This is a genomic window from Francisella noatunensis subsp. noatunensis, assembly GCF_009823375.1.
Taxonomy (GTDB): domain Bacteria; phylum Pseudomonadota; class Gammaproteobacteria; order Francisellales; family Francisellaceae; genus Francisella; species Francisella noatunensis.
This window is the reverse complement of the sequence record NZ_WBSX01000054.1, coordinates 1-11,484: the sequence shown is the minus strand read 5'-3', so window position 1 is coordinate 11,484 and position 11,484 is coordinate 1. Positions and strand designations below refer to the sequence as shown.

Genomic DNA, 11,484 nt, shown 5'->3' with positions numbered 1-11,484 from the left:
TCTATTTGAAAGAGTTAAGTGCTTTGGCATTTTTTAGTTCCTTATCGTTTATTTTAGTTTCGTCAAAACCTAATAAACTATATTTGGAACTCTCTTTCAACTATTTAAAACTTTCAGAATACAATCTAGCTAACTATAGTTTTGTGAGATTTGTACTTTTATTTAGACTGTTTAGATTTCTGATTATAAGAGTGAGCTGCATAATACCCAACTATTGATCCAAGCATTGATCCAGCAATTAAATCACTAGCAAAGTGGAAGTATTGTAGCAATTGCGTAACCACAACTAAAAATGCCAACAATGCCGAAAGCCATCTATACTTTGGAAATAAAATCCACATACTTACACTAAATGAAAATATAAATGTAGCATGACCAGATGGAAAAGAATTATTTATATTATCAAATGTAAACCAGTTGAATCCATATAAATCATTTCTAATCAAAGAAGGATTGTTCTTAAAAGTTTCTGTCCAGTATCTACCAAAAATCCCCTTCAGAATATCTTTGATAAATTGTCCAATTATAATTGCATTAGCTACTAGCAAAAATTTTGTGTCAGTGTCTACTACTTTTTTGAGTATAAGCTTAATGAAATAGTATATATAAAATACAAATACTAAAACTTTTATAAATGAAATAATATCATCTGAGAAAAACTTCATAATCGTATATTGTCGAGAATTATGCTCATATAGAAACCAAACAATTTGTCTATCGACAAAGAAGTAACAGAAGAATATTGAAAATATTCCTAAAATAACTAGTAGCAAACTTTTTTTATTCATTTTTTTTAATTTGATAGTTTTTAAAATGCGAATATTCTACGCCATTATGTTGCTGATGTTTAGTATTTTTTAATGAAAACATTCCCAAATCTCTTGAGCTAGTTTTTTACTAATCCCTTTGACTTTTGCGATTTCATCAACAGAAGCTCTAGATAGTTCTTGCCAGCCGCCAAAATACATTATCAAAGCTTTACAGCGTTTTGGTCCAACTCCTTCTATTTCTTCTATTATTGATGATTGTCTATTTGCACTTACTTTTTTACGCTGACCTTTAATCGCATGATCATGAGCAGAATCCCTAACTTGTCGTAATAATAAAAATCCGGGATTGTGTTCATCTAATGTATATTCGGTATCATCAAAACCTTTGTAGATTTTTTCTTTACCACTTATGCGCTCAACACCTTTACCTAAACTTACAAGTTGGACTTTATCTTGAATCCCATATTCTCTAAAAACTGCTTCTGCTTGATGAATCTGCCCTTTACCACCATCTATTATCATAACATCAGAGAGGTTGTCAGCTTCTAACCCTGAACTAACTCGACGCGATACTGCTTGATGAATTGCTGCATAATCATCACCAGCTTTGATATCTTTGATATTGTATCTGCGATGAGATTTGCGGTCCTCACCTTCATCTGTATATACAACACATGATGCTATAGTTGCCTCACCTTGGAAATGTGAAATATCAAAACACTCAATACGCTTAATATCTTTTTCCAACTCAAGAAACTCTTTGAGTGATTCCAAACGTTTTTGATACTGTGATTTTGAGCTTGTATAGATGTTTAACTTTTGTCGCGCATTTACCTCAGCTAATTTCAACCACTTGAGATTATCAGCAGCCGGTGCAACTATCCAATTTATGGCTTGACCGATTTTTTGAGAGATACTATTCATAAGATCGGCAATATCAGCAAACTCAACTTTTGATAGGATTATATTTTTGGGCCAAATATTACGAATCTCATCACCTAAATAAAAATGAGATAAAAAAGCATGCATAATTGAGGTTTTATCCTGCCCTTTAGCATCAATACTCCAATGTCTATCTGCGATAACATCACCATTTTGAATTTGTAATAAAGCTATGCTTGCATAGCTATCTTGCATATATATACCAATTACATCAAATATTTTATCTTCTTGAATATCAACTATTTGCTGCTGTTGTAGCTTGCGTAATATCACTAATTGATCGCGATAAACTTGAGCTTTCTCATATTCCATATCCTCAGAAGCTTGATACATCTTTGCTGAGATTTCTTCTAAAACAGTGCTAAATTTACCCGCTAAGAATTTCTTTAGAATTGCTAATTGTTCATCGTATTGCTGTTGAGAAACCAAACCCACACAAGGTGCCAAACAACGCTTAATTTGATATTGCAAGCATGGTCTAACTCTAGACTTATAGTACGAGTTTTCACATTGACGGATCGGAAATATTTTTTGTATAATGTTTAATGTATTTTTAACTGATGATATCGACACATAAGGTCCAAAGCATTGACCTTTTTTATATGCTGATTTGCCACGATAAAAAGATACCCTAGGGAATTTATCACGAGAAATTATTAGATATGGGTAACTTTTATCATCTTTAAATAAAATATTATATTTAGGACGATGTTGCTTAATGAGATTATTCTCTAGTAGATATGCTTCATAGTCGCTAGGGGTAATAGTTATCTCTATTCGAGCAATCTGCTCTACCATCATTAAAGTTTTGCTATCTTTCGCACCTTTCGAAAAATAACTATTTACACGATTTTTGAGATTTTTTGCCTTACCAACATAAATTATATCTCCGTGCTTATCAAGCATACGATAAACACCAGAATGTGTAGTTAAGTTTGCCAAGAAACTTTTTAAATCAAAATCTTTAGAATTATCCGCAATCATCTAATTTTATTAAACACTGAGTTTATGAAAAATGTTAACATATATAAACTTTTATAATAGCTAAATAGACAAGTTTAAGTTTCTATAAGTATTTTAACTAAAAAAACGATGATAATTAATACAAATAAAAAATTAGAGAATATTGTACAAACTCTCAAAAATACTAAAGAAATAGCTGTAGATACAGAATTTTACTGGATGCGAACATATTACCCAGAGCTTTGTCTTGTACAAATAGCTACTGAAAATGAAATCTTTTTGATAGACACTCTTGAAGATCTTGATTTTAGTATGCTTAAAGATATTTTTGAGGATACAGGTATCCAAAAAATAATCCATTCTGCAACAAATGATATCCCGATTATAAAAAGATTTTTTAATTGTGAAGTAAATAATATTTTTGATACTCAGCTTGCCGCTTCATTTTTAGGTACTCAATCACAGATATCTCTCAAGGCTCTACTCAAAGATATACTAGATATCGAAATGGAGAAAGAGTCACAGTTCTCAGATTGGCGTAAAAGGCCGCTTTCTCAAAAGCAGTTTGACTATGCCCTAAAAGATGTTGAGCATCTTATTGAAGTCAAACATCATCTTGAAGAAAAACTTAATCAAACTGATTATAAACGGTACTTCTATGAAGAACTATTAGAAATACAAAAAACAGAATTTAACACTGTTGAGAACATTCATAATAAAATTGGTAATATTCAAAAGTTTAATGAAAAAACACAAAAAAATGCCATATTAGTAGCTCAATGGCGCGAATCTATCGCTCAACAAAAAAATATTCCAGTTAGATTTATTTTTGATAATAAAATTCTTTATGCTATAGCCCATAAAAATCCTAAGTCTTTAAACTCATTTGATTCTGAAGATCTAAAAAAACTTAAACCTTGGATAAAAAAAAGTGTCATAACAGCTCTTAACTCTAAACATAACCTAGAGCATATAAACTTAGAGCAAAAATCTGGTACTAAAATATCCACCGAGATAAATGACAAAATAACTAATTTTTTTGATATTGAAACAAGAAGCTTCAAATTCGATGCTTCCTTAATAGCATCAAGAAAAGATATTCGCTCAGTAGCATATAATCTTAGTATCGACCCTAACTACTCGAGTAATAAGCTATTGGTTGGTTGGAGATATGAAATAATTGGTAAAAAATTAAAAGAGTATATACTTGATACCATAAAAAATATATAACATATTCTCTACTATCTATTTATGAAAAATATAACTCGAGATTCTAAATTATTCCCTATAGTATTAGCGTTGTTTGCAGCCCTTCCGCCACTAGCTGTCAACACTTACGCTCCTGCTATTCCACTGATAGCTAGCGACTTAGGTGTTAGCGATAGTACAGTTCTTACAACATTTGCAACATATTTTATTGGTTTTTCATTTGGTATACTTTTTTGGGGGCTATCTCTGATAAATATGGACGCAAAAAAGTTATTATCATCGGTAGTGTAATCTATATCATAAGTACGGTACTATGTTCATATAATTACAACTTCAAAATGCTTGAAATAATGCGCTTAATACAAGGTTTATCGGACTCTGTAGGAGCTGTAATAGCTTTCTCAATTGCTCGTGACTGCTACAAAGGAGCTAAACTTACAAACCTTGTAGCATCAATAATTATAATATTGCTAATAGCTCCTATAGTTGCTCCAATAATAGGCACTATTCTTACAAATTTAACTCACACTTGGCAAAGTACCTTTCACTTCTTAACCATATATGGTGTAGTTATGCTTCTATGTGCTTTTTTAATCGAAGAAACTCTAGAACATAAAGATAGGAAGTCTAGTTTATTAAAATTAATCCCTAGCTATTTTCAACATCTAAGCAATCCTCGCTTTATGCTTGCTACAATTGCAAGCGGCACTATTTTTGCTGCTCTTTTCATCTATATCTCATCATCAGCTTTGATATATTTAGGTGATTATGCAACAGGATCTTTATGGTACTGTATATATTATGGTTTATGCTGTATTGCTGCTATATTCGCAAACTATTTGATAAAAAGACACTCGAGTAAAGTTCAGCAACTCAAATTTTTATATTACAGTGTTGCCCTTATAACTATTAGCTGTATTATTTCGATTATCTTTAATAGTCTAAATCTTGATAATGCCTTTTTTTATACATTAATAATGTTTGTTTTATGTGGTAATGTAGCCTTTAGCTCAACTCTTATTTATTCATTTGCGATTGATCAAATTGATCATAGTTTTGGCACGGCTAATTCGATTGTAAACTTTATCAAAAATATGATTGCAGCAAGTGGTAGTTATTTTATAAGTTTTTATCATGACAGAGACTTAGTGATAGCATCACCAATTGCACAATTTATCTTTGCATTAGCTACAGTTATACTGCTTTTTGAGATATACAAGCTAAACAAAAAAGTAATCAATAGCTAGCTAAACCTCTACAGAGTAAGCCTTTTCTAGCAAGTACTCTTTCTTGACTACTTGTAAGGCTTTCTCATTAGTTGACTCAAGCACTACTTCTGGAGCTACTCTATTTTGATATGCTTCTAGCCACCTCAACGCACATAGGCACCATTTATCTCCAGCTTTAAGCCCAGGAAAATCAAATAAAAGATCAGGCGTAGACAAGTCATTGCCTCTTGATGCTGTATATTCCAAAAATTCTTGGGTCATAATGGCACAGACAACATGTAAGCCATGATCATGATTATCAGTGCGACAAAAACCATCTCTATAAAACCCTGTCTTAGGCTCTAAACAACATGGTTTCAATATGCCACCTAAAACATTTTTCTGTTCTGACATAAGTTCCCTAAAAAAGATTAATTATCTAAACATAATAAAACAGAAAAATAATGAAATAAATATTTTAAGATTAAAGTTTTGAAATATCAGCTACACCAATAAACATTTTATGAATAGTTGCAAGTAATGCTATTCGATTGTCTCTAACACTAACATCATCATCCATAACCATCACATTTTCAAAAAACTCTGCGATAACCTTATCTAAACAAGTCAAAAGTTCTAAAGCATAGTCATATTCTCTATTACCTAGATACTTATCTAGATCAGCGCTTATTTCTTCTATACTATAAGCAAGTGCTAGTTCATACTCATTACCTACTGTCTTAGCTATCTCAATATTATAAGAGTACTTTATATCTTCAGATGCGTTCTTACTAAGAATATTAGCAACACGTTTATTTGATACTATGAGACTCTGTGCCTTATCTGAAGATATAAAACTAGTTACAGCCATTATTCTAGCTGCAAAATCCTTGATTGAATCATATTTAGTATTAATTACTGATTCAAAGATATTCACGGCTACACCTTCATCTTTATATAGATTTTTTAGTCTATCTAGACAGAATGATACTACCTCTGCTTTTATATCATAGCTAAACTCTAAGCTATTCACTTCTTTATAACTATCTAATGCAATTTCAATAACCTTTTCTAAAGCTATATCAATATTTGTATCTCTTAGAATACGCAGAATACCGATTGCAGATCTTCTTAGAGCAAATGGATCTTTATTTCCTGTTGGTTTTTGACCAATTCCAAATATCCCAACTAAAGTATCTAACTTTTCTGCTAGAGCAACACAAGCTGCGACATCAGTCCTTGGTAATTCTGCACCAGAATATTTTGGCCAGTACTGCTGTTCTATAGCATCAGCAACGATATCTGTTTCACCATGTGCTTTTGCATAATACTTACCTATTATCCCTTGTAAATCAGTAAACTCAAATACCATATAAGATATCAAATCAGCCTTAGCTAATAAACCAGCTCTGTAAGCTTGTTGGCTATCTACATTATTCAAATCTGCTAATTTCTGTGCTGTATTAGCAATTCTTTGAGCTTTTTGATACATATTTCCAAGTTTATTTTGGAATGTAACATTCTCTAACCTAGGTAATAATTGTTCTAAAGATTTCTTCAGATCTGTATCATAGAAAAACGCAGCATCAGCTAATCTTGCGTTCATAACTTTTTGATTACCAGATGTTACAAGCTCAGGCTTCTTACTCTCAATATTTGAGATTGTAATAAAGTTTGCAACAAGATTATTATCACAATCTAATAATGCAAAACACTTTTGATGTTCTTCCATTGAAGATATCAAAGCTTCTTGCGGAACTCTTAAGAAGTCTTTATTAAAACTACATAGCATAGCATTTGGATACTCTACAATAGCGCAAACCTCTTCTACAAGATCATCATCTAGAACTACTTTATAGTTATTTTCTTTAGCTATCTTTTTGGCTTGTTCAATCAGCATTTGCTTGCGCTGCTCCCAATCTACAAAAACTTTAGCTTCAGCTAATACTCCCTCATATTCAGAAATCTCATTGATAGATATTGCATCAGGATAATGAAACCTATGCCCATAAGTAACATTAGAGGCTTTATGTCCTAAAATCTCAATATCAACAATCTCATTACCATATAATGCTAATACCCAATGCACAGGTCTTACAAATTCAACAACTGAATCACCCCAACGCATCATTTTTGGAATTGGGAGTTGCTTAAGTGCTTTTGTAATAATTTCTTGCAACAAGGAAACAGTTAGTTGACCAGATTGTATAGTTTTATAAAAAAGTTTGTCGCCTTTTGGAGTTTCGATTCTATCTAATTGATCAAGCTCTACACCACAAGAACTTGCGAAACCTAAAGCTACTTTTGTTGGTTCACCATCTTTATAAGCAATACTAACTAGCGGACCCTGCTTTTCAACAACTATGTCTTCTTGAGACTCAGCTAAGTCTTTGATTATAAAAGATAATCTTCGAGGTGAAGCAAACCACTTAGCACCACCAAAACCAACTTTTGCGCCTTTCAATTGAGTCTCTACACTATTTAACAATGACTCTGCTAAGCTGCGCAATGCTTTTGGAGGTAGCTCTTCTGTACCTAATTCAAATAAAAAATCTTTTGTAACTTTGCTCATTTACAAACCTTATAGATAAATGTTTATTTTATTAATACTCTCAAGATGCTGAAAAGTATAATTGTTATGTATATTGCGCTATATTATAACTTAATAAACCAAAGAATTTAACTAAACATCTATGTTTATTGATACACATTGTCACTTAGATTTTGCTATTTTTGATAAAACACGAGATACAATATTACAAAATTGTGATGAGTTAGGTATCACTCACTTTATAAACCCTGCTACTCAAAGAAATAATTGGGATAATCTGGTTCAACTTAATCAACAATATAATAACGTTGCTTTTTATTTTGGTTTACATCCAGTATTTATAGACAATCATAGTCTATCTGATTTGGATAATTTAGAAATATATACTCAGAAGTATTCAACCAAAATTACAGGAGAGATTGGTCTAGATAAAAGATTTAATAATTTTGATAAACAGATAGAGTTTTTCTCAGCGCAAATAGCTATTGCTAAAAATCTTAATAAGCGAGTAATTATTCATGCTGTAAAATCTCATAATGAGGTATTACGAATCATTAAAGATTTAAAATTTATTAATGGTGGAATTATCTCTCACCCACAGTCAAAACTTAAACAAACTCTACAAAAAATCAATCCTAAAAATATTGTTTTAGAAACAGACTCACCTGACATGAGACTTTATAATAGTTCTAAAGATATTAATACTCCAGAGAATATACCTACAATTTTTAAATTGCTTAACGATATTTATCAACTAAATCCTGATATACTAAAACAACAAATTTATAATACTAGCTTAGAATTTATCTAAAAAATGTATATAGCCAACTTACGCTTACAAAACTTTAGAAATATTCCTTTTAAGAGTTTTGATTTTAAAAATAGTATAAATTTTATAGTTGGGAAAAATGGTTCTGGCAAAACTTCTATTCTTGAATCGATATATTTTCTGTCACATAGTAGATCATTTCGCAGCTCACAGCTCAATCATATAATTAACCATGATAGCGATGAGTTTATAGTCTATACAAAAGCTTACAACCCTAATGAAGTAGTCATATCACTTTCACGTAAAAAAAATAGTAATAATATTTCAAAATTAAATAGTAAAATTCAAAAAAATCATACTGAAATAACGCGAGTTTTGCCTATCCAATTAATGAATCCTGAAAGTTTCAATATCATAAACTCTGGTGCTCAACAAAGATGTAAAGTTCTTGATTGGGGAGCTTTTTATCTTGATAAAACCTTCTTAAAAATATGGCAACAAACTAAATTTCTTATCAAGCAAAGAAATTCTGCCCTTAAGCAAAATTATCCTAAGATTTATATTGAGAGTATTGATAAAAAATTATGTGAGTTTGCTGATATTCTAGATTACAAAAGACAAGCTTATTTTACAAAACTAAAACCTAAAATATATGAAGTTATGTCACAATTTAATCCAGATTTGAAACTTGATATAGATTACTTCCGCGGTTGGAACTCACATAAAAGCCTAGTCCAAATTTTAGAAGAATCATTTGACTCTGATAATAGATACAATGTTACTAATCACGGTCCTCACAAAGCTGATATAGTTCTAACTATAAATCATAAACCAATACAAGATATCTTTTCCCGTGGCCAACAAAAACTACTGATTTGTGCAATCAAATTAGCACAAGGAGAGATTCATAATTCAGAAAATGAAAACAAATGTATTTATCTAATAGATGATATAACATCTGAACTTGATAATACTCATACAAAAACCCTTTTTAGCTATCTCAAAAATCTAAAATCACAAGTTTTTATTACGACAACAGAAAGAAATAAAATCATCGACTTTCTTGATTTAGATAGTCATATCATCGAAATATAGGATATAAGATAATGCTTAGAATAATACTCTCACTATTTATACCAATACTAGTTTTTGCCAATAGTCCAATATGTGATGGTAATACCTATGAGATTAATCAATGCCTTAAGACACAAATGCAAATGTATGATAAAAAACTAGATTCTCTCAAAGGCTCTAATATCAAAGATTTTAGAAAATACCGTGATAATATCTGCTCAAATATTAGCTCTGCATATAATGGAGGAACTTATGCATCTATTAAATATGGAAACTGTATAATTTCTCTTGATAGGTGGTTTTTAGAAGAAGTAAAGATGTAAATAAATTTTATCAAAAAAATTAAGAATAATAATATTATGTAAATTATTATTCTTTAATAGCCGTAAAAAGATCTCGGAATCCTTGAGGCGCTTTTTCTAATGTTTTATTTTTCACAGGATCTCCATAATCATAGTTTGAGTAGACATTTGTTGAACCTAGCCAAGCATCTATACTACCATTATCATGTAAATTGATTGAATAACTATTGCTTTCAGCATCTTTTAAACCCCAATAACGATCTCCCCAAGAATATCTGTATCCGACTTTCTCAGGAAGTTCAAGAGCAAGCCTCGAACCATCTGGTGCAGCAATTTCAAGATGCCCTTCTTCAGGAGTACCACAACCCATTCAAATCCATGTGTGCCCTCTTCGTTTAAATAACTCTTCTGGTCATTTAATAAAGATTTAGTTGGAATAGACTGTTGTACAATATCACCAGACGCAATTAATACTGCTCGAGTATCTTCAATTGTTGGAGTTGATGTTGTGTCAGTTGTAGTATTGGATGCTTCACCTGTTGTATCACTATCATTAGCTACACCAGGAACCATACTACTAGATAAATTCCCTGCAGATTTACTTACTTTAAGAGTTGCCGCATTTGAAGCAATATTACCCAATAAAAAACTACCTAATAAAACTACTATTTTTTAAATTTCATAACTATACCTCTTAGTTTAATTTCCTACTCAGTCAATACCAAATCATACTGATAGTACGGTTCAGCAACATCAGGTATTAAAGTTGGTTCAACATAAACTTTAATATTTGCATTCTGATCATCTATTCTTTCTTTCTCAATTTTAACAATATTGTCTTTGTTTAGTATAACATGATCCCAAAGCTTGGAGTCCTCATCAGGAAATTTTCCAGCTTCATATGTATAATGAGTAATCTCATTAATATAACTTCGAGCAGCAATATCTGCACCAGAAAGTTTTGCTTTAACTTGATAGTTTGAATACATTGGTATTGCTACTGCAGCTATAATAGCAATTATCGCAATAACAATTATTAACTCTATTAGAGAAAAACCTCTATTATTCATATGCTCCCATATAAATAAATAAAAACTCACTAAGAATAACTATTATCAATTTAGAAATATATAGGCTAGATTGTATTCTCAATGTTTATAGAGATACCAAAATGTACTTCATTAGGTGTCAAGTAATTTAAACATTTCTTAGGTCTATTATTCAAGTCTATCTGTAACTTTCTAATGTATTGATGAGATATATTGTTAAAGTTAGTACCTTTAGGTATAAATTGTCTGATATACCTATTCATGTTTTCATTAGTACCTCTTTGCCAAGGACTGTATGGATCAGCAAAGAATACTTTGATGCCAGTCTTGCTAGTTAGCTTCTTATGTTTAGCAAACTCTTTACCATTATCAAATGTAGCTGTTAATATTTTATGACCATTAGATACTTTGTACAATATTCTATTGATTGAATTAGCTGTTCTATCTATAGACTTGGCTAAAATAGTAAATCTGCTAGCTCTATCGACCATTGTTACAATAGCACTTTTATGGTCTTTACCAACAATAGTGTCACCTTCAAAGTGATAAAGATTTTTTCTATTAGCACTGCTAGGTCTTTCAGAAATACTCGCTCTATCCTTTATCTTAACTTGTTTAGAGTCACCTTCTTTTTTGTATTTATATTG

12 protein-coding genes and 1 pseudogene are annotated in these 11,484 nt (G+C 31.0%); 6 read left to right on the top strand and 7 right to left on the bottom strand.

Features of this window, described 5'->3' with window-relative positions:
* Window positions 1-158: 158 nt before the first annotated feature.
* Window positions 159-788 carry a phosphatase PAP2 family protein gene (locus tag F8C69_RS05710; protein WP_159184518.1) on the bottom strand — a complete coding sequence of 210 codons (630 nt, stop codon included), beginning with the start codon at window positions 786-788 and terminating at the stop codon, window positions 159-161.
* Between the two features lie 69 nt (window positions 789-857).
* Window positions 858-2,696: an excinuclease ABC subunit UvrC gene (uvrC, locus tag F8C69_RS05705; RefSeq protein WP_159184517.1), complete on the bottom strand. Its 1,839-nt coding sequence runs from the start codon at window positions 2,694-2,696 to the stop codon at window positions 858-860.
* Between the two features lie 108 nt (window positions 2,697-2,804).
* Between uvrC and F8C69_RS05700 the strand changes: the two genes are divergently transcribed.
* Both F8C69_RS05700 and F8C69_RS05695 read left to right on the top strand, forming a co-directional pair.
* Window positions 2,805-3,905, top strand: coding sequence for a ribonuclease D (locus F8C69_RS05700; RefSeq protein ID WP_159184516.1), 1,101 nt, complete (start codon window positions 2,805-2,807; stop codon window positions 3,903-3,905).
* Window positions 3,906-3,926: 21 nt separating this feature from the next.
* Window positions 3,927-5,131, top strand: a pseudogene (locus F8C69_RS05695) (multidrug effflux MFS transporter).
* Here F8C69_RS05695 and F8C69_RS05690 read toward each other — a convergent pair.
* A complete protein-coding gene (locus F8C69_RS05690; protein WP_159184515.1) occupies window positions 5,132-5,506 on the bottom strand; it encodes a DUF2237 family protein in 375 nt (124 codons plus the stop codon).
* A 70-nt stretch (window positions 5,507-5,576) separates the two neighbouring features.
* Entirely contained in the window at window positions 5,577-7,664 is a 2,088-nt protein-coding gene (gene glyS / locus F8C69_RS05685; protein ID WP_159184514.1) for a glycine--tRNA ligase subunit beta, read from the bottom strand.
* Between the two features lie 121 nt (window positions 7,665-7,785).
* On the opposite strand from glyS, the gene F8C69_RS05680 reads away from it, so the two are divergent.
* The 3 genes from F8C69_RS05680 to F8C69_RS05670 are packed head-to-tail and all read left to right on the top strand — an operon-like array spanning window position 7,786 to window position 9,809.
* The gene (locus tag F8C69_RS05680) at window positions 7,786-8,454 is read left to right on the top strand and encodes a TatD family hydrolase (protein ID WP_159184513.1); all 669 of its coding nucleotides are present in this window, start codon (window positions 7,786-7,788) and stop codon (window positions 8,452-8,454) included.
* Between the two features lie 3 nt (window positions 8,455-8,457).
* Entirely contained in the window at window positions 8,458-9,507 is a 1,050-nt protein-coding gene (gene recF, locus F8C69_RS05675; protein ID WP_159184512.1) for a DNA replication/repair protein RecF, read from the top strand.
* Window positions 9,508-9,518: 11 nt separating this feature from the next.
* A complete protein-coding gene (locus F8C69_RS05670) occupies window positions 9,519-9,809 on the top strand; it encodes a lysozyme inhibitor LprI family protein (protein ID WP_159184511.1) in 291 nt (96 codons plus the stop codon).
* A 46-nt stretch (window positions 9,810-9,855) separates the two neighbouring features.
* On the opposite strand, the gene F8C69_RS05665 is transcribed toward F8C69_RS05670, so the two are convergent.
* Window positions 9,856-10,158, bottom strand: coding sequence for a hypothetical protein (locus F8C69_RS05665; protein ID WP_159184510.1), 303 nt, complete (start codon window positions 10,156-10,158; stop codon window positions 9,856-9,858).
* A 138-nt stretch (window positions 10,159-10,296) separates the two neighbouring features.
* Between F8C69_RS05665 and F8C69_RS05660 the strand changes: the two genes are divergently transcribed.
* Complete coding sequence (locus F8C69_RS05660) at window positions 10,297-10,464, top strand: hypothetical protein (RefSeq protein WP_159184509.1); 168 nt, start codon at window positions 10,297-10,299, stop codon at window positions 10,462-10,464.
* A gap of 31 nt (window positions 10,465-10,495) precedes the next feature.
* On the opposite strand, the gene F8C69_RS05655 is transcribed toward F8C69_RS05660, so the two are convergent.
* Both F8C69_RS05655 and F8C69_RS05650 read right to left on the bottom strand, forming a co-directional pair.
* Window positions 10,496-10,858: a prepilin-type N-terminal cleavage/methylation domain-containing protein gene (locus F8C69_RS05655; RefSeq protein ID WP_159184508.1), complete on the bottom strand. Its 363-nt coding sequence runs from the start codon at window positions 10,856-10,858 to the stop codon at window positions 10,496-10,498.
* Window positions 10,859-10,923: 65 nt separating this feature from the next.
* Window positions 10,924-11,484 (bottom strand): IS30 family transposase (locus F8C69_RS05650; RefSeq protein ID WP_159183759.1); only part of this gene is annotated, 561 nt, incomplete at its 5' end.

Excerpts from the sequence above, each read along its gene's own strand:
- F8C69_RS05690 (WP_159184515.1), bottom strand. The coding sequence starts at position 5,506 with ATGTCAGAACAGAAAAATGTTTTAGGTGGCATATTGAAACCATGTTGT.
- F8C69_RS05670 (WP_159184511.1), top strand. The coding sequence starts at position 9,519 with ATGCTTAGAATAATACTCTCACTATTTATACCAATACTAGTTTTTGCC.
- F8C69_RS05655 (WP_159184508.1), bottom strand. The coding sequence starts at position 10,858 with ATGAATAATAGAGGTTTTTCTCTAATAGAGTTAATAATTGTTATTGCG.
- F8C69_RS05680 (WP_159184513.1), top strand. The coding sequence starts at position 7,786 with ATGTTTATTGATACACATTGTCACTTAGATTTTGCTATTTTTGATAAA.
- uvrC (WP_159184517.1), bottom strand. The coding sequence starts at position 2,696 with ATGATTGCGGATAATTCTAAAGATTTTGATTTAAAAAGTTTCTTGGCA.
- F8C69_RS05700 (WP_159184516.1), top strand. The coding sequence starts at position 2,805 with ATGATAATTAATACAAATAAAAAATTAGAGAATATTGTACAAACTCTC.
- F8C69_RS05665 (WP_159184510.1), bottom strand. The coding sequence starts at position 10,158 with ATGGGTTGTGGTACTCCTGAAGAAGGGCATCTTGAAATTGCTGCACCA.
- F8C69_RS05710 (WP_159184518.1), bottom strand. The coding sequence starts at position 788 with ATGAATAAAAAAAGTTTGCTACTAGTTATTTTAGGAATATTTTCAATA.
- glyS (WP_159184514.1), bottom strand. The coding sequence starts at position 7,664 with ATGAGCAAAGTTACAAAAGATTTTTTATTTGAATTAGGTACAGAAGAG.
- recF (WP_159184512.1), top strand. The coding sequence starts at position 8,458 with ATGTATATAGCCAACTTACGCTTACAAAACTTTAGAAATATTCCTTTT.